Source organism: Streptomyces sp. NPDC001315, assembly GCF_042896175.1.
Classification (GTDB): Bacteria; Actinomycetota; Actinomycetes; order Streptomycetales; family Streptomycetaceae; genus Streptomyces.
In genome coordinates, this window is the sequence record NZ_JBIAWZ010000017.1 from 135,851 (window position 1) to 152,199 (window position 16,349).

General features: G+C 68.8%; 23 protein-coding genes. 7 read left to right on the forward strand and 16 right to left on the reverse strand.

The window, feature by feature from the left end; all coding sequences use genetic code 11:
• Nucleotides 1–52 precede the first annotated feature (52 nt).
• Both ACFY16_RS33165 and ACFY16_RS33170 read left to right on the forward strand, forming a co-directional pair.
• Entirely contained in the window at nucleotides 53–382 is a 330-nt protein-coding gene (locus tag ACFY16_RS33165; protein WP_390650917.1) for a hypothetical protein, read from the forward strand.
• Nucleotides 379–576 carry a hypothetical protein gene (locus ACFY16_RS33170; RefSeq protein ID WP_390650918.1) on the forward strand — a complete coding sequence of 66 codons (198 nt, stop codon included), beginning with the start codon at nucleotides 379–381 and terminating at the stop codon, nucleotides 574–576. Before ACFY16_RS33165 ends, ACFY16_RS33170 begins: the two co-directional genes overlap by 4 nt.
• Nucleotides 577–660: 84 nt before the next feature.
• Here the strand turns inward: ACFY16_RS33170 and ACFY16_RS33175 are convergent, their stop codons facing one another.
• From ACFY16_RS33175 to ACFY16_RS33190, 4 genes are all read right to left on the reverse strand, one after another.
• The gene (locus tag ACFY16_RS33175) at nucleotides 661–930 is read right to left on the reverse strand and encodes a hypothetical protein (protein WP_390650919.1); all 270 of its coding nucleotides are present in this window, start codon (nucleotides 928–930) and stop codon (nucleotides 661–663) included.
• Complete coding sequence (locus ACFY16_RS33180; RefSeq protein ID WP_390650920.1) at nucleotides 923–1,219, reverse strand: hypothetical protein; 297 nt, start codon at nucleotides 1,217–1,219, stop codon at nucleotides 923–925. The genes ACFY16_RS33175 and ACFY16_RS33180 overlap by 8 nt, the downstream gene beginning before the upstream one ends.
• On the reverse strand, nucleotides 1,216–5,499 hold the full coding sequence (locus tag ACFY16_RS33185) for a hypothetical protein (RefSeq protein WP_390650921.1): 4,284 nt from the start codon (nucleotides 5,497–5,499) through the stop codon (nucleotides 1,216–1,218). The genes ACFY16_RS33180 and ACFY16_RS33185 overlap by 4 nt, the downstream gene beginning before the upstream one ends.
• Nucleotides 5,500–5,570: 71 nt before the next feature.
• The gene (locus tag ACFY16_RS33190) at nucleotides 5,571–5,795 is read right to left on the reverse strand and encodes a helix-turn-helix domain-containing protein (RefSeq protein WP_390650922.1); all 225 of its coding nucleotides are present in this window, start codon (nucleotides 5,793–5,795) and stop codon (nucleotides 5,571–5,573) included.
• Between the two features lie 231 nt (nucleotides 5,796–6,026).
• Between ACFY16_RS33190 and ACFY16_RS33195 the strand changes: the two genes are divergently transcribed.
• Both ACFY16_RS33195 and ACFY16_RS33200 read left to right on the forward strand, forming a co-directional pair.
• A complete protein-coding gene (locus ACFY16_RS33195) occupies nucleotides 6,027–6,347 on the forward strand; it encodes a helix-turn-helix transcriptional regulator (RefSeq protein ID WP_390650923.1) in 321 nt (106 codons plus the stop codon).
• A 17-nt stretch (nucleotides 6,348–6,364) separates the two neighbouring features.
• Complete coding sequence (locus ACFY16_RS33200; protein WP_390650924.1) at nucleotides 6,365–7,114, forward strand: recombinase family protein; 750 nt, start codon at nucleotides 6,365–6,367, stop codon at nucleotides 7,112–7,114.
• 143 nt (nucleotides 7,115–7,257) lie between these two features.
• Here the strand turns inward: ACFY16_RS33200 and ACFY16_RS33205 are convergent, their stop codons facing one another.
• From ACFY16_RS33205 to ACFY16_RS33260, 12 genes are all read right to left on the reverse strand, one after another.
• The gene (locus ACFY16_RS33205) at nucleotides 7,258–7,479 is read right to left on the reverse strand and encodes a hypothetical protein (protein ID WP_390650925.1); all 222 of its coding nucleotides are present in this window, start codon (nucleotides 7,477–7,479) and stop codon (nucleotides 7,258–7,260) included.
• A gap of 11 nt (nucleotides 7,480–7,490) precedes the next feature.
• Nucleotides 7,491–7,967 carry a hypothetical protein gene (locus ACFY16_RS33210; RefSeq protein ID WP_390650926.1) on the reverse strand — a complete coding sequence of 159 codons (477 nt, stop codon included), beginning with the start codon at nucleotides 7,965–7,967 and terminating at the stop codon, nucleotides 7,491–7,493.
• Nucleotides 7,968–7,975: 8 nt separating this feature from the next.
• Complete coding sequence (locus ACFY16_RS33215; RefSeq protein WP_390650927.1) at nucleotides 7,976–8,347, reverse strand: hypothetical protein; 372 nt, start codon at nucleotides 8,345–8,347, stop codon at nucleotides 7,976–7,978.
• Nucleotides 8,344–8,721: a helix-turn-helix domain-containing protein gene (locus ACFY16_RS33220; RefSeq protein WP_390650928.1), complete on the reverse strand. Its 378-nt coding sequence runs from the start codon at nucleotides 8,719–8,721 to the stop codon at nucleotides 8,344–8,346. Before ACFY16_RS33220 ends, ACFY16_RS33215 begins: the two co-directional genes overlap by 4 nt.
• 13 nt (nucleotides 8,722–8,734) lie before the next feature.
• Nucleotides 8,735–8,956: a hypothetical protein gene (locus ACFY16_RS33225; protein WP_390650929.1), complete on the reverse strand. Its 222-nt coding sequence runs from the start codon at nucleotides 8,954–8,956 to the stop codon at nucleotides 8,735–8,737.
• Complete coding sequence (locus ACFY16_RS33230; protein ID WP_390650930.1) at nucleotides 8,953–9,300, reverse strand: hypothetical protein; 348 nt, start codon at nucleotides 9,298–9,300, stop codon at nucleotides 8,953–8,955. Before ACFY16_RS33230 ends, ACFY16_RS33225 begins: the two co-directional genes overlap by 4 nt.
• 64 nt (nucleotides 9,301–9,364) lie before the next feature.
• Nucleotides 9,365–10,186 carry a hypothetical protein gene (locus ACFY16_RS33235; protein ID WP_390650931.1) on the reverse strand — a complete coding sequence of 274 codons (822 nt, stop codon included), beginning with the start codon at nucleotides 10,184–10,186 and terminating at the stop codon, nucleotides 9,365–9,367.
• A gap of 76 nt (nucleotides 10,187–10,262) precedes the next feature.
• A complete protein-coding gene (locus ACFY16_RS33240) occupies nucleotides 10,263–10,571 on the reverse strand; it encodes a hypothetical protein (RefSeq protein WP_390650932.1) in 309 nt (102 codons plus the stop codon).
• An 8-nt stretch (nucleotides 10,572–10,579) separates the two neighbouring features.
• Nucleotides 10,580–11,134: a hypothetical protein gene (locus ACFY16_RS33245; protein ID WP_390650933.1), complete on the reverse strand. Its 555-nt coding sequence runs from the start codon at nucleotides 11,132–11,134 to the stop codon at nucleotides 10,580–10,582.
• Nucleotides 11,118–12,833 carry a hypothetical protein gene (locus ACFY16_RS33250; protein WP_390650934.1) on the reverse strand — a complete coding sequence of 572 codons (1,716 nt, stop codon included), beginning with the start codon at nucleotides 12,831–12,833 and terminating at the stop codon, nucleotides 11,118–11,120. Before ACFY16_RS33250 ends, ACFY16_RS33245 begins: the two co-directional genes overlap by 17 nt.
• 432 nt (nucleotides 12,834–13,265) lie before the next feature.
• Nucleotides 13,266–13,472, reverse strand: a complete 207-nt coding sequence (locus ACFY16_RS33255; RefSeq protein WP_390650935.1) for a DNA-binding protein — start codon at nucleotides 13,470–13,472, stop codon at nucleotides 13,266–13,268.
• Nucleotides 13,469–13,684, reverse strand: a complete 216-nt coding sequence (locus tag ACFY16_RS33260) for a hypothetical protein (protein WP_390650936.1) — start codon at nucleotides 13,682–13,684, stop codon at nucleotides 13,469–13,471. Before ACFY16_RS33260 ends, ACFY16_RS33255 begins: the two co-directional genes overlap by 4 nt.
• Before the next feature lie 162 nt (nucleotides 13,685–13,846).
• On the opposite strand from ACFY16_RS33260, the gene ACFY16_RS33265 reads away from it, so the two are divergent.
• From ACFY16_RS33265 to ACFY16_RS33275, 3 genes are all read left to right on the forward strand, one after another.
• Complete coding sequence (locus ACFY16_RS33265; RefSeq protein ID WP_390650937.1) at nucleotides 13,847–14,509, forward strand: helix-turn-helix domain-containing protein; 663 nt, start codon at nucleotides 13,847–13,849, stop codon at nucleotides 14,507–14,509.
• A 38-nt stretch (nucleotides 14,510–14,547) separates the two neighbouring features.
• On the forward strand, nucleotides 14,548–15,747 hold the full coding sequence (locus ACFY16_RS33270; protein ID WP_390650938.1) for a tyrosine-type recombinase/integrase: 1,200 nt from the start codon (nucleotides 14,548–14,550) through the stop codon (nucleotides 15,745–15,747).
• A gap of 67 nt (nucleotides 15,748–15,814) precedes the next feature.
• A complete protein-coding gene (locus ACFY16_RS33275) occupies nucleotides 15,815–15,994 on the forward strand; it encodes a hypothetical protein (RefSeq protein ID WP_390650939.1) in 180 nt (59 codons plus the stop codon).
• The last annotated feature ends 355 nt before the right edge of the window (nucleotides 15,995–16,349 follow it).

Sequence of the window (16,349 nt, forward strand, 5' to 3'; positions counted from 1 at the left end):
GGCGACCGTGCGACCGGCCCCGGGGCTGGCCGACACCCGAGGGAGCGCCGACATGAAGCAAGCTACCGCCCCGGCCGCGGTCGCCACAGTGGAGCTACTGACGATCCCCACTGAGGGCGTCACTGGTCGGCAGGCCCGCGGCGCGGACTGTATTTGGTGCGCCGATCCGCTCACCGCAGGCGGAGCCATCCTGCTCGGGGAGCGCATCGTGGACGGCGTGCGCCAGTTCCCTCGCGGCTGCCGCCCCTGCACCGGCCGCACCGCGTACCGCGCCCTCCTGGACCACGCCCAGGACTGCGCCACCTGCCGGACCGAAGGCGGCGGCTGCGACAAGGGCCACGCCCTCCAGCGGCTTACCAAGCAGGGCAGGGCCGCCGCATGAGCGGGCGGAAGCCCACGCTGCCAGTGGACGAGGAGAAGTCGCTCGCGGCCGGCCGGGCAGCCGGGTACTGCTGGAAGCGGAACCCTGACGGGCCGGGCCGCTGCACCCGCCCGCCGAACCACGGCGGCGAGCACGTCGACCACTACAACGGGCGTCTCCGCCGCACGGACACCTACGGCTACACGTGGTCGTGACGACTCCCGGTCCCGGCGCGACGGTGTGCCGGGGCCGGGTCTCCCGCCCGTTCCTGCACCCCCGTGATTTGTAGGGGGGCGGGCTCAGCCGGCCCGGCGCACCTCGGACCAGTCGATGGACTCCGGCCGCGCCTCCTCGACCAGGGCCAGGAATCCGGCGCCGATCCGCCGGGGGAACCGCGGCTCCGCCCACTGATGTCCGTCATCACACTTCATGAAGCTGGGCGTCTCGGTTCGGTCGTCGGAGTCGATGATCAGGATCAGGCTGTCGAACTGCCCGCACACCGGGCACGCGATGACCTCGTCGCCGTACCGCAGGACGGGCATCTCCGCTTCGGCGATCTTGTTACGCATCGGTGCCCCCATGGACGTCGCGCAGCTCGTCGAGGCTGCCGAGAAGGCCCGGCTCGATGTCGAGGATGGTGGCGAGCAACTCGGCTCCGAGACGGCGCGGGAGGCGCTCCTCAGCCCACGAGTGGCCCGCCTGGCAGCTCATGTACGAGGGGGCGTCGGTGTGGTCGTCGAGGTCCATACCGAGCGCCAACGCCTCGCCGGCACCACACGTTGGGCAGGCGATGAGCTGGCCGTCGATGCCGAGGACGCGGCCCGGCATCGGCCAGCGCAGGACAGGCGGGGTACTCATCGGGCGCGCTCCTTGTTCCACTTACGCAGGGCCTCGTTCATGTAGCCCGGCATCGCGTTCGCCAGCTTCTTCATCGCCTGCTGGTTGCTGAGGTCCATGGTCCCGTTGACGTTCACCTCGAAGTGCTCGATGGTCACACTGCCCGCACTGCCACCGCCCGAGCGCACCAGCTGCTCGAACGTCGCCGTCTGGTCGGCGGACAACACGCGCTCCGGGCGGCCGGTCGCGTTCACCGCCATTGTCGCGCCGGGCTGGAGCAGGCCGCCGCTGTCGTACTTCGCGGCGGGCGCGAAGCCCCAGCGGCTGGTGAACAGGCTGTCCTTGTAGGAGCGGGCGCCCTTGCCGACGATGACGCCATCCCCGCCGCGGGACTCGACGTTGACGCCGGCGAGGGTGCCCGCGGTGTGGCCCACGCCAGAGTTTGTGACACCGATCATGAACGGGGAGTTCAGGTTCCGCACCCAGCCGGCCGGACCCGAGTTCCCCACGAACGAGCCGGTCGCCCACCTACGGTGCGGGTTCTCGCCGCGAATCACGGACTCAATTGCGGACATCAGCCCGCTGCAGTCCCAGGAAGGGTTCCCGTTTCCGCCCCATTGATACGCTTTGCCGTTTTGGGTCTTCACCCACGACAGTGCCTTCTGTACGGCCGGGCCGCCGTTGGCCTTCTTGTCCTCCGCGCCGAGGAAGCCGAGGATCCCGTCGAGCGCCTTGTTCGACAGGCCCTTCATCAGGGAGCCGACGCCGCCGCCCGGGATGCTGTTGATGAGCGGCTTGACGAGCGAGTTGATGGCCTTCCTGGCTGCGGCTTTCAGTCCGCCGACGACTATGTCCTTCGCCCAGTTGGAGACGCCGGAGACGGCGCTGCCGAGAGCCCCGGTGACCGTACCGACGATGCCGCCGTCGGCGTAGCCGGGCACGGCCTGGTGCTGGCGGCGTTCCTGCTGCGGGGTCGGGTTCCCGCCCGTCTTGGTCGGCCGGTCAGTGCCGAGCATCGCGTCGATGCCCTTGTGGCCGCCGAGCTTCGCCACCTGCCGTGTGGACAGGATCCGCTCGCCCGGTGTCAGCATCGCGGGCACCGTGTCCCGGTTGCCCGTCCCCGGGACGACACCACCGGAGTTGAAGCCCAGCGAGATCGTGGGCAGCGTCAGCTTGCTGCTGATCTTCCCGGCGATGGTGTTCCACATCTTGCGGATGCCCTGGTTATAGACGTGATCCACAACCCACTTGATCGGGGCGGACACCTTCGACTTGATGCCGTCCCAGACCGTGCCGATGCCGCTCTTGAGTGCGCTGAACGCGTTCTGCATGGACGTCTTGAAACTGGAGATCTTCCCGCTGATCGTGGTGAAGATCGCCGAGACCTTGTCGCGCACGCCGTTCCACAACGAGGACCAGGTGTTGGTGATCGCCGTCTTCACGCCGCTGACGCTGTTCCGGATCCACGACCACGCCCCGGTCACCGCGTTCCGCAGCCCCGTGTAGAAGGTGTCCCACTTCGCGCGGACCGTGTTCCAGATGCTGTTCCAGACCGAGACGACCCAGTCCTTCAGAGCGCCGAAGATCTCCTTCGTCTTCGTCCACAAGCTGGTGAACCAGCCTGCGATCGCGTTGACCAGGTCCGGGATGATCGAGTGGCCGACCAGCACGTCGTACAGGTACTGGAACGGCTGGATGACCCACTTGTCGATCCAGTCCATGGTCGCGGCGAAGACGTCCTGGATCCCCTGCCAGACACCCTTCACGATGTCCCGGAACGTCTCCGACTCCTGCCACGCATACGTGAACGCAGCCGCAAGACCGATCACCGCCAGCGCAATCCACGTAAACGGGCTCGCCGCCATCACGGTCGAAAGGATCGCCTGAGCCGTCGCGACAGCAGCCGTACCGAGCGCCCACAGCTTCATGCCCGCAGCGATGCCGAGGACCGCGGTGGCGAGCGACCCGAAGATGACGTGATGGTCGGCAACGAACTGGAAGAACCCGGTAAGAGGCCCCTTCAAGACGTCAGCGATGCCACCGACCGCCTCGACCAGCGGGGCAATCATCGGGACCAGCCCCGACAACGCAGCACCCACCACGCTCGTCACCAGCGACGCGATGGACTGGAAGCCGCCGAAGATCCGCGACAGGGCGTCCTGCATCTCCGGCAGGCCCGTCACCCGGCGCAGCTCGGCGAACGCGTCACCGAGGACCGTGAGGGCATCCCCGCCGCCCGTAGCCGCGGCGCCGAGGATGTTCTTCAGAGAGACAAACGCGTCCGCAACGACTCGGCCGAACCGCTTCGCCAGGTCCACGGCGTGGTCGATGGCGCCCTGAAGGCGGCCGTCCTCGAACGCGGCGGTGAGCTTTGCGGTGATGCTGTCCGCAGACGACGCCATCGCCTCGGTGATCCGCTGAAACGCCGGCGACGCCGCGATCGACAGCTGCACGAAGGCTTGCCCGAGCTGGCCGGGGATCTTCTGCAACGGCGCGAAACCCTCGTTGAAGCCCTGGAACATCCGCGTCAGCAGGCCCTGGTCGGCGAGCCTCGTGAACGTGTCCATCAGGCCGCGGCCCATCCCGTTGAGGATGTCCGCCATACCGCCCAGCCCGACCTTCAACGCGGGCAGGGCAGCGGTGCCGAGCTTCGTGACCGAGTCGCCGAGCCCGGCGAACAGCCGATCCTGCACGTCCATCTTCAGCGCCGAGAAGGCCGGCCCCATGGCGCGGATGGAGGTGACGAAGTCCCTCGCGTTCGGGGACAGCTTGGCCATCGCGGCCGCGTACTTGTCGGTCTGCGCCGCACCCTGCGCCTGCGCGTCGTTCACGGACCGCTGCGCATCCGCGAGAGACTCCTGAGCCGCACGCACCTGCCGGGACGCCGCGACCTGCGCGTCGGCCACGCCCTGCTGCGCCTCAGCGAGTTTCTCCTGCGCGTCCGCGACCGACTCGGCGCCGTCCTTCGCCGTCTTCGCCGCATCAGCCTGCGCGTCGCGCACATCGCGGGTGCGGTCGCTCACGGTGCGCTGGGCGTCCGCGACCTTCTGCTGCGCGTTCGTGACGGTGTCGGAGCCCTCGACGCCCGCCTTGTTCGCGGCCGTCGTCTCCTCCCGCAGGCGGGCGGTCTCGGTCTGCTGCTCCTTCAGCCGCTGTGTGGCCTTGTCGTAGCCGAGCTGTGCACGCTCGATCTCCTCTGCTGTCGCGGCGGCGCCCTTCGCCTTGACCGCGGCCAGCTCTTTCTCCGCGTCGGCGACGTCGAGGACGGCTTGCCGCTGGTCGAGCTGTGCGTCAGTGAGCCTGGCGTTGAGGTCTTCGAGCTGCTGCGCCGCTTCTTTGCGGGCCTCCGTCAGGTCCTCTTGTGCGGCCTTGGCGTCCTTGACCGCGTCGGTCAGGTTGCGCTCCGCGTCCGCGACCCGGCGTAGCGCGGCCTGCCGGTCCGCTGCCGCCTTCACTTCCGCGTCACGGACGTCCTCAGCGGCGTCCTTCACCTTCTTCTGCGCGTCCACGATCTGTCGGGCCGCATCGGTCTGCGCCTCCTTGAGCGACCGCGTGGCGCGCACGACGTTGAGCTGCGCCTGAGCGACCGCACGGGCCGCGGCGGCGGCTGAGGCCCCGCTCTGTCCGCTCTTGGCGCCGGCGGCCGTGAAGGCGTCGCTGACGCCGTGCAGGCCGATACCGAGGGCGGCGACGGCCGTGACCAGACCACCGAGCGCGGGGACTGCGACAGCCGCGGCCGGCCCCATCTGGATGATGCTGCTGCCGAGGGACGCGATCGTGGGCAGTGCGCCCGCTGCGGCAGCGGCAAGGGCGACGAACCTGGAGGACAGCAGGCCAACCGAACTCCCAGCGCCGCCGAGGTTCGTGAGGATGCTGAGGGCGGACCGGTCCACGTCGACACGGACGTTGACGGTGCGGCTGCGGGTAAGAAGCGCCAGGTCGTCGGCCGCCGCGCGGGTGTCAGCGTCGGCAGTGACGCGAGCGGTGCGAGGCCGGGTAAGAAGCGCAAGGTCAGCGGCCGCCGCGCGGGTGTCGAGGTCGGCGGTGATCCGTACCGTTCGATCACGGGTCAGCGTGGCGAGCTGCTCTTCGACCAGGCGGCGGGCGAACTCCGTGATCTCCGGCATCAGCTTGACGGTGAAGTCCCGGAACCGCGCGCTCGACAAGGCGGTCTGGTCGAGGTTGACCTTCACCTTCAGCGAGCGCTCGCGGGTGAAGCGGTCGAGCTGGGTTCGTGCCTCGCGGTCGTCGAGCTTCAGCCCGATGCCGACCTCGGTGCGCCTCGACTTGAGGCGGTCCATCGCCCGGTTGTAGCCGCTCTCATCTGCAGTTACTTCAACGAAACCCTCGGCTATGCGAAATGAGCCAGCCACTACGCCACCGCCGTCTCGGCGTTGGTCAGCAGCTGGTCGAGATGGAGGTCGAGGGCGTCGGCCAGGCCGGCGGCGACGTCCACGGGCGGCCGGACCCGGCCTGTCTCGTAGCTCCACACGGCCCACTCAGTGCGGCCGACGGTGGCGGCGAGTTGAGCGGCGGGGATTCCGGCGAGGCGGCGTGCGTCGCGCAGCGCTGCCCCGTTGAAGGCGCGGGGGGCCATGGGGTGCTCCAGGTCGAGCAGCGGATGGGGGCTGGCCCTACCTGGGCGATCTGTGAGCGTCCTGCTCTGTGCGGTGAGCGACCTGCTCGACTGCCCTGGTGCGCCCATCACGGGTGCTTGCGGCCCCATCACGGTCACCGCGGCCTACTTGATTCTAACGCCAGTGACCTACGATTCACAGGTCAGAGTGACCTGTGACCTTTGAATCATTCCTCAATGGAGGTTCTCGCCATGGCAGTGCGTCAGCGTCGAACTCCGCCCCCGGAACTTCCTGCCACGCTGCGGGCGGCCCGCGGTCGCGCCGGCCTCACCCTCAAGGCGCTCGGCGAGCTGGCGCGGGTCACGCCGTCCTACCTCTGCCACCTGGAGAGCGGGGAGCGCTGCCCGTCGCGGACGGTGGCCGGGCGGCTTGCCGATGCCCTCGGCCTGGTCGGCGAGGAGCGGGCGGCACTACTTGATGGTGCGGTCGACGATGCGGGCCTGAACCATCCGTGGCGGCGCTCGTTCTCGACCAACAGCCCTCTGTTCGAGGGTCGCCGGTCGGTGTCCTAGGGCAATTGCGTACACCAATGGGTCCCTTGGTGTACGTTCGGGGTGTGGATAACTCCGTGGACGCCCCAAAGCGCCGCCGTCGTCGCACAGTTGAGCGACCGTCGGACACCGTCGTTGCCTACTGCCGTGTGTCCACTGAGGAGCAGGCGTCATCCGGCGCCGGCCTCGGTGCGCAACGCGCCGCCATCGAGGCCTACGCGGCCAGCCGCGGGTGGACGATCGTCGAGTGGTTCCCCGACGAGGGCGTCTCGGCATCCAAGGCTCCGGAGGACCGGCCGGAGTTGGCGCGCGCCCTCGAGGTCCTTGCCTCCGGCGGCGCCGCCATCCTGCTCTGCCACCGCGTCGACCGCCTCGCCCGTAAGACCGCCGACCTGCTGCGCCTGCGCGACCGGTCCGAGCGGGAAGGCTGGGCGCTCGCATCCTCCGACGGGTCCGTCGACCTCACCACCCCGCACGGCCGCACGATGTTCACCATGCAGGGCGCATTCGCCGAACTGGAGCGCGACCTGATCCGGGCCCGCACCCGCGAGGGCATGGCAGCCAAGAGGGCGGCAGGCGTCCGGCTGGGCAGGCCTTCCGCGCTGCCACGTGAAGTGCTGGAGCGGATCCTCGCCGAGCGGGCCGACGGGCGGACGTGGCGGGCGATCGCGGACGGCCTGAACGAGGACGGCGTGCCGACCGCGCAGGGCGGCAAGCGGTGGTGGGCGTCGAGCGTGAGCAAGGCGGCAGCTGGGCAGGACGCGGCCGTTGTCAGTGCCGGCGAGTAGCGTTCCTTGCATCCCGTTCAACGTCTGCTGGCTGCACTCGCTGAACGCTCGATGCCCCGCCCGATGGACAGCTCCAAGGGCGGGGCATCGCTGCGCCCGGCCGCCGCGTGGACGGCCGGGCGCAATTCGTCAGGCGGTGAATATCAGGCGGCGTCCCCACCGCCTAGGGAGCGCGTTGCGTACCAGTCGAACGTTTGCGTGCCCTTCGGCTTCGCCGACTTCCGCGGCGCCGTGAGCCGCTCGGCGTGCTGCACGGCCGACGGGGTCACGTCCTCCTCGACCTCCTCCGGCTCCGGCAGGCCCAGCGCGCGGGCCGCGTGCCGCTCGGCGGGCGTCGGCCGCCTGGTCGTCGTCTTCCGCTCCACGGTTCCCCCTCTCAGCCCAGCTCGGGCGCGGCCGGCAGGTTGGCGATGGTCTCCGAGATGAGCCTCAGCTGCATGACCGCAGGCGAGTTGCTCCGCACGTCCAGCGGGAAGCCCACCCCGACAGGGTTCGCGTACATCTGCGCATGGTCGGCCATCAGCTGCAGCGCGGCCTGCGCCTCCTCGAGCGCCCGGGCCAGCTTCGCCGCCCCGTAGGTGTACTGCTCCCGGTGCGTCTCACGGTCCGCCCGACTCGTCGCCGCCGCACGGTCGTACACGTCGTCGACCGCGGCCCGCAGGGCGTCCGACGCCTCCTGCTTGGCGGTCTGCGTCTTGGCCTTCGCTCCGGCGTCGAGCGCCTCCTGTACGGCGTGCAGCGCCTCCTGCGTCTTGGCCGGAACGCGGGACCGGTCGCGCGGCAGACGGAAGTCGTGGACGCGGTCACCCGCCACGCTCGCGCTGAACGGCGTGCCGTTGAAGTCGATGGTCATGGTTCCTCCTAGTAGTTGATGTCGATGTCGCGGCCGGCCGCGAGCGCGGTTTCGATCTGGTCGTTACGAGCCCGTGCCGCGGCGAGCAGCTCCTCGAGCTCCTGCTTCTCGCGGGCCAGTTCCTCGGGCGGCACCTGCTCGTGCCGGTCGGTCGCCCACAGGTCCCGCGGATGCACGAGCGGCTCCTTGCCGACGTGCCGCCGGGCCTCGGCCACCAGGTCGAGCAGGTCGTCCTCGGGGCGCCCCGGGTAGGGCAGCGGCCAGTTGATGCCGAGTCGGCAGTGCGTGCCGTGGAAGCGGCACACGGGCGCATCGCGCGCCGGCTCGCCGAGCGCTTTCGCCAGGCGGTCGAGGCGGGCGCGGATGGTGCGGGAGCTCACGCGATCAGCCTCGATTCCTCGAGGGCCGCCTCGAGCGTGGCCAGCCGTTCCTCGAGCTCGAACTGCTCGGTGATGGCAGGCAGCGCCGACAGCAGCACCGCGGCCGCACGGATACGGAGCGCGGTGCTCGGATCCTTGAGGGCTTCGTGCAGCGCGGTGATGGCGTCCCGGGCGGCGCCCCCGAGCGCGGCGCGGGCCTCGGCCAGCAGCTCCTTCTGAGCCGCCCGCACTTCGGCCTCGAAGTCGGGGTCTTCGCGCCACCTTCGGATGGTTCGCCCCGATACGCCCACGGCTTCACCCGCCTTGTCGGTGGTGGCGCCGCGGGCCAGTAGGAGGACGGCCTGGCTCTTGGCGTCCAGGTCAGAAACGGTCATGGGCGGTCACTCCTCACAGGGCGCCGGAGGCGGCGAGGGACGTGTTGTTGAAGGTCGTGGGCGGGGCCAGCTCGAGGCCGCGCTGCGCGAGGTTGTACAGCCGCCGGGCGTTGCGCTTCGCCAGGCCGGCCGCCCGGCGGCGCGCCTGTTCCTCGCGCTCGAGGCGCTTGCGTTCTTCCTCGGCGCGGACACGGGCGATGCGCTCTGCTATCGCCCGCTCGACATGCGAGGTCATCGCGGCCCCTTCGCTTCGAGGGCTGCCTTCCTGCGGCTGATCTCCGCGGCCACCTCTTCCTTGGTGGGCTCGCTTTGACCGGGGCCGAGGATGAACCAGAACGAGGTGTCGGTGGCGTCGATGGCCTCGATGCCGTAGTCCTCGACGCGGGCTGCGATGACGTCGCGGTACCCAGTGCTGCGCGCGGAGTCATCGCTGTTGGGGCTGTCGTATTCGAACTCTTCGCGCACCAGCCAGCCCGGCATGGGGAGGACATCAAGGCCGTCCGCAGTGATCCAGGCGGTGCGCCATCCTTCGGGAGCGGGGCGGAAGTCGACGGTGCGGAATCGGTAGTCGAGGGCCATGGGGTGGCGTTCTCCTTCGTGGTGTGATGGGGGTGGCCGGCCCCGGTACGAGCGGGGCCGGCCCTCAGACGGCGATGAACAGCTGCGGAAGCTGTGCAAGGGCCGCACGTGCGTCACGGTGGCGTTGCCGACGCTCGGCCTCGCCCTGGGCCGCGTCGGTGAGGGCGCTCGAGAGGGCTTTGTGTGTGCCCCACTCGGCGACCTCCTTGTCGAGGGCATCGCGAGCAGCCGAGAATTCCTGTTCCATCTTCTCGAGGGCCACCTGCTTGTCCGTGACCGCGCGTTCCCTCCACTCCTGCGTGGTGTACGGCGTCAGCGGCTTGGACAGCTCTTCCTGCGCTTCGGCGAGGGAATGGGCGGAGCGTTCCACGTTGCTCTTTCCAGCAATGGCTGCCAGTGCGGCCTCAGATGCATAGCCCCTGACGTTGAATCCCAGCTGGCTCCCCATCGTGACTGCATCGCTGAGCTTCTCGCCCATGAAGGTGGGGGACTTGATGGGCTGATTTTCGACGCGGCCGTGAATCCACTCTCGCACCAGGCTGGTCACGTACCGGCTGGCGACCTCGCATTCGAATGTCTCGGGAACCGAACGGGTCAGCGGCGCGGGGTCGAAGTCTGGAGTCTTCACGACTGTGGCCCGCAGGAGTTCAGAGCCTTGCTGCCAGACGATGTGCCAGTGGTTGGCGTGCCCTTCGCACTTGGCCGGGTGGTAGTTGACCCTTCCCCACGGTTCGCCATTCAGGGTTCCGTCGTCGCTGATGAGGGGTTCCTCCGGCAGCTGTCGGAAGACGGCGAGGGTGACCTGCTTCTTTCCGATGGTGAGGGTCTGGATCTGGATGGTGGCGGTGGTGATCGTCGCGTTCTGGGTCGTAAGTCGCTCTGTCACGCGCTCTCCTGGGTGTTTTGGGTGGTCTGGTGTGGTGACGGTACGACCGTGGCGGTTCGCCCGTCTGGCGGTTGGATCAGTCGGTGACGCCGGCGCTGGCGAGGAACTCGGCGCGCTTGACGGGGTCCTGCATCTCGCGGGCGCTGGCGACCCACGCTTCGTGCATCCGGGCGGCATCGCCGCGGTGGTCGGCGCAGAGCGTGATGCGGAGGGTGCTGTTCTCGGCGGGACGCTGCTGGTCGACGGTGTTACGGACGGCGATCACGCCGGGCTTGCCGCAGCTACCGTGCCCGTGGGCGCACTCGCCGGTGCTGACCTCGATGGTCTGCACGATGTGCTTGGTGTCGCGGTCGTCGCCCAAAGCGATGACGGTCTCGGTGGTCACTGGTCCTCCTAGATCGTGGTGAGGGTGTTGCGGTGGGCTGCGCTAGGTCCGGCCGCGGGTGCGTGCAGCAGGTACAGCAGGGCCCTGATCTCGTCGTGCCGCTGCTCAAGCTGCTCTGGGTCCGCGGTGTCGCGGGCCTGTCGAAGGTCGTTGCGGATTGCGGTGAGCGCGCCCTTGATGTTGAGCAGGTCCCAGGTGACCGCCGGCTGCTGCGCCTGAGCGAAGCCGAGCAGGGCTCGGCGATCGCGGACGATGACAAGTTCCGGGATGCGCTCCACCCAGCCCTGCCTTTCGAAGTCCTGGAGGGCATGCCCGAACGCCACCGACGTCTTGTTCTTGCCGAGGCCGTTCCGGTCGCTGAGGTGCCAGCGTTCCCGGGCTATCGGGCCGCGCAGCTTCGTCTCACCCTTCGGTAGCAGCGCCCGGAGTGTGCTGCGCCGCACGGCTTCCATGCCGAGCGAGCCCAGGGCGAACGCGGCCGTCCGCCGCAGTCCTGGCGCCTGGCCTGGCGCTGTCTCGTCTTCGATGTGGCTGATCACGGTGCTCCTAGAGAGGCTGGTCATAGATGGAGTCGTCGACCGGATCGGATTGGCCGAGGTCGTTGTCGTAGACGGACTGGTCGGCATAGTTCTGCCAGGGCTGGTGAGGCGTGGCGATCATGGGCTTGGGAGGGGTGGGCCGAGCGTCTGCCGCAGCCTGAAGTCGGCGGCCGGTCTCGATCGCCCGGTTTACGCGCTGGTCCGTCTTGGACGGCGAGTCGCTGAGCTGGTTGGCGAGCGCCAGCCAGCCAGAGACCCGCTCGTCGGGGCCCGCGCCCCGCCAGTCGCCCGTCTGCATGCGCTGCTGGGCGCGCTCCATGGCCCGGTCCCACATGCCGCCGTCCGCGCCGTCACGGGTCGCCTGGGCGACGACGAGCTTGGGATGGCAGTCGGGGCAGCCCGCCATGTCTCCGTTGGAGTCGACCCGGTAGCGCAGGCGAGGGTTGGTGCGGGATGCCGGGTTCTCTTCGAGGCAGGCCTGGCAGGCAGGCGGGAGTGCGGGGCTCTGGCCCACAGTTGCCGGGTGGCAGCGGGGGCACGGGTCGCCGTGGAAGCTCATGGCGTCGATGCGCAGGCTGACGTCGGTTGCGGCGGCCGGGTTGTACTGCAGGCAGGTTTTGCAGGCCGGCGGCAGTACCCGGGATGCGGGATGGCAGTTGGGGCACGGAGCGCCCGTGATGGGGTTGACGCGCAACGTCGGGTCCGTCGCTGCCGCGGGGTCGATGCCGAGGCAATCCCAGCAGGCGGGCGGCAGAGCGGCATCAGGAGCAGCGGGGGGCAGTTCCTTCTCGCCGAGCCGGTGCGCGTACACAGAGGCGGCTGAGCGGACGTTGGGGTCGTCGCTGATGTCGAGGTAGCGGCGGAGCCCGTTCTCGGTCCATCCGTCCTTGAAGGCGGCAGCGACACGGATGGTCAGCTTGGCTCGCCGTGTCTGTCCTGGCTGCTTGCCTCGGTAGTCGAGGCTGTCGACGAACGACTCGGCGCGGGCGAGCGGCTTGTCTTGTTCTTGATCTTCTGAAGAAAAAGGATCCCCGCCTCCGCCTCCCTCCTCGGCAACCGTGACCGTGTCGGTCACGACTGAGGAGTCCTCGGTCACGGAGGAGGAGGGGGAGTCCTTAGAGGAGAGATCAAAAGAGGAGACAAGAGGAGTAGGGGTTAGCTGTCCGCTAACCCTCTCTGTAGCTGTCAGATAACCCAGTCCGGCGACTGCGTTAGCTGTCAGATAACCCTCAGGGTTAGCTGTCAGATAACCCTCTTCTCGATCTTCACTGACTGGGTTAGCTGAGGGATAACCCTCTTCCGTGGAGGATGGACTGTCTTCCACGGAGGTCCCGTCAGGCCCCCTGTCGTCGTTTGCCAGGTCCTCGGAGGACCCCGCAACCGGCTTGGTGCAGTGGCCCTTGTAGCCACTGTGCGGGGGCTCGGGGCACAGCTCGACGATCCGGTACACGGCGTGCTGGCCGGTGTAGCCGCGCAGTTCCTTGCCGTCCCGCAGGGCGAACTCCAGCGCCTTCTTCTTCATCAGCCGGTTGATAGAGATCCGCCAGGAGGCAGGTGTCTTGGCGGCCCGCTTCAAGATGTGCGGGGCGTGAACGGCACCCCAGGTCTCGCGGCTGGAGTCGTTGGCGTTCTCGGCCAGGACGATCAGGTCGCCGCGTTCACCGGGTGTCAGGCCGATGTCCTGCCAGTGGTCGAGGATCTCGACGATCAGGCGAACGCCCACAGGCCACCTCCCTGAACTGCTTGCCGACGACAGCTCGGCTTCGTGCTCACGTGGTGCTCCCGGTCGTGGCGTTGCGAGGCTGGATTCGGTAGAGGGCTCCGCACGGGGCCCGTCGCTGGCCTAGCCCGACGTGGCGGTGCCATCCGTCGCAGCTGGGGCAGCGCACGGCGGTCTCGATGCGGCCGCGTGTCGAGATAGGCAAGGGGCGGACGACGGGCAACTCGGCGGATCCGTGCACAAGTCCGAGCTGTACGAGCTGCTGCGCCGATACACTCGGCTTGGAGGAAGTCGGCGCTTGTGTCGTCGCGAGGGGCCCGGTAGCGCGGGCCCTTCTCCTTTTGTCGGGCACTTCGTTGTCCGATCGCGAGGCGGGGCCGGTGCGGGTGCCTCTGTGAGGAGCGGCCTCGCGAGTGGATGGGTCTGTGTTACGGCTCAGGCGGCTTCGAGGAGCCGCACGATCGAGGCGGTGACGACCCGGTGGCGGGTGCCGAAGCTCAGCACCTTGACGGGGGCCTCGTCCCGCTTGATCAGCGCGTACATCTGCGATTTCGAGATACCGATGGCGCGGGCGGCGTCGGGTACGCCGACGGCGGCGGGCCATCCGCGGATCTCGTCGAGGGTCGGCGGGGCGGCCTTCATCGGACGGCGCTCTCGGCCGGCTCGGCCATGCCGAGGTAGGTGAGGATGTCGGCGCGGCGGCAGCGGTAGGCGACGCCGTGACGGAGGACCTGGATGGGGTAGGTGCCTTCCTTGGCCCACTGGTAGCCGCGGGTGCGTCCGATGCCGAGTGCGCGGTTCGCCAGCTCGAGCGGTACGGACACGGGCAGCGCCAGAACCTCAGCCTCCGACATGCCTCGTACCGCGGTCGCAGTGCGAGTGTGGTTCACGGGGACTCCGATTCTCGATGTTCCATAATGGAACACAGATGTTCCTGTGAATCCGAGGAGTGTTCCTCGGCGGTCACAAGCATGGATGTACTGGCATGGGCTGTCAAGGTCGGTTAGTGTTCCGTTGTGGAACAACTCCCTGAGAAGGACTTCAACGCACGCATCGCCGATCGCGTCGGCAAGCAGGTGGCCAAGGCTCGCGAGGGCAAAGGGGGGCGCAAGATGTCAGCTCAGGCCCTCGCTGACCGCTGCGCCGAACTCGGCCACCCTCTGGACCGTTCCGTCATCGCGAAGCTCGAGAAGGGCATCAGGCAGACGGTCACCGTCGCCGACGTGCTCGTCCTCGCCCGGGCGCTCGACGTGCCGCCCGTGACGCTTCTGTTCCCACTGGACCAAGCGCAGGTAGAACTGCTGCCCGGCGAGTCGGGGCCGATGTGGTCGGCGGTGCAGTGGTTCGCCGCCGAGCGCCCCTTCCCTGCGGGCGAAGAGGACCCTGCCGCGGTCTCGAGGTGGGAGCCGCCCGCGGCGATCGCCCTGTACCGGCAGCACGAGGAATTTGTCCGGGAGTGCCTACGCCTGGCCGGCCGGGCAGCCGACTACCGTACTCAAGCGACCCTTGCCGCAGGCGACGCCAAGATCCGGCTGGAGACAGCCGCTGACGCTGACGCAATGCTGGCCATGTCGCTGCGTGAGGTGATCCAGGGGATGCGCAGGTCCCTTCGATCCCTCAATCACGAGCCGCCGCTGCTCCCCGAACCGTTGCGCGGCCTGGACGACGAAACCAGCTAAGGCGGCTGCGGTAGCGCCGCTCGTACAGGAGGTGGGGGATGGCAGACAACGTCAAGAAAGTGGTGCTCCAGAACGGCAAGACCCGCTACCGGACCGTGGTCGACGCCGGCCGCGACGAGAACGGCAAGCGGATCCAGCTCACCATCACGAAGGACACGAAGACCGAGGTCAAGAACGAGCGCGACCGCATCCTGCATCAGCGGTCCGCGGGAACCCTGATTGCCCCCAACAGGATCACGGTGGGGGAGTGGCTTGACCAGTGGCTGGAGTACAAGCGGCGGGACGTCGAGGAGACGACGATCCGCACGTACCGGCTCGCCCTCGTCCATGTCTATGACCGGCTTGGGCACGTCCGTCTCCAGGAGCTCACCGAGGACCACGTCCGCGACTTCATCGACGGCCTTGTCGCCAACGGACGCCGGAAGGGTGGGGAGCCCGGTACGCGGCTCGCGGTGTCGACCGTCGAGGGCATCCTGACCCGCCTGCGGGAGGCGCTGAGCCGGGCTGTCGTGCGCCGGCTCATCGCAGTGAGCCCGGCCGTCCATGTGCGGGTGTCGCTCGCAGACAAGAAGACCGACAAGCGCGAGCGTGACCGACCCAAGCCATGGACCGTCGACGAGGTTCAGACCTTCATCCGCGGCATCGAGGACGACCGGCTGTACGCGCCGTTGCTGCTGTCGCTGATGGGCCTGCGGCCGGCCGAGGTGTGCGGGCAGCGTTGGACGGACATCGACCTGCAGCGGGGCGTCCTCGAGATGACCAACACCAGGACGATGATCGGCAACGTCAAGGTGCTGGAGAAGGACGCCAAGACTGCGGCCGGCGAACGCGCCCTGCCGTTGCCTCAGTGGCCATGGGAGGCGCTGAAGAAGTTCCGGGCGCAGCAGGCCCGGGAGAAGCTGGCCGCGGGCGAGGGGTACACGGACACCGGGTACGTGGTCGTCGACGAGCTCGGCCTGCCGCTGAACACGCGGCAGCTGCGGGAGCACGCGTATCGGACCATGCGCCGGCTCGGCCTGCGTCAGGTGCGCCTGTACGACGCCCGGCACTCCTGCCTGACGTACCTCGCCGTGAACGGCGTCCCTGACGTCGTCCTCGCGGCGTGGGCGGGACACACGAACGCGAACTTCACGAAGCGGAAATACGTGCACGTTGCGCCCGAGGACATGCGGGCTGCGGCGGCTGCCTGGGACGCCTTCCACGGAGGTGATCCAAAAGCGGCCGGTGAGAAAATGTGAGAGACGATCTCTACTCGGCCGCCTTCCATACCCTCTGACCTGCACAGATGGTGTGGATGGTAGAACAGTGTACGGATTCTACTGGCGATTCGTGCAGGCCAGCGCCATGGGGGTGTTCGTAGGAACCTACAAGAGCGGCTCGGGCGGGGACGCGGTCTCCCGCCTACGCCGCCGGTCCCTCGTACGGCAGCAGCTCGGGGCGCTTCGCCGGGAGGCCGTCGCCGGACCGCAGCGTGATCAAGCCTAAGCCCCCGAAGGCAAAGAGTTGTGGAGCGGAGCGGGACGTAGAGCGGAGAAGTTTCCGCAGGACAGTGGCTGCGCGGAGGGGGGCGGTTTCAGGTTCGTCGGCTTGGGTTGTTGTGCCAGTGGTGGGTGCTCCAGACGCGGCGGAAGTGGTGACGCACGGTACGCCTTCAAACGAGCGTTGCTCGACCCCGCGCTCCGTCGCCATATAAGTCCTGACGTTGTCGCGTGACCCGGCGGGGGCGGCCGGGCGCCCCGCCCCCCCCCCCCGCGCCCAAACGGGGCCGGGCCCCGGTCCCCCCCGCAGCCCGGCCGTGTCAGCACAACCCGGCGGGAGGGGGGGGGGCCGGAGTAAACCC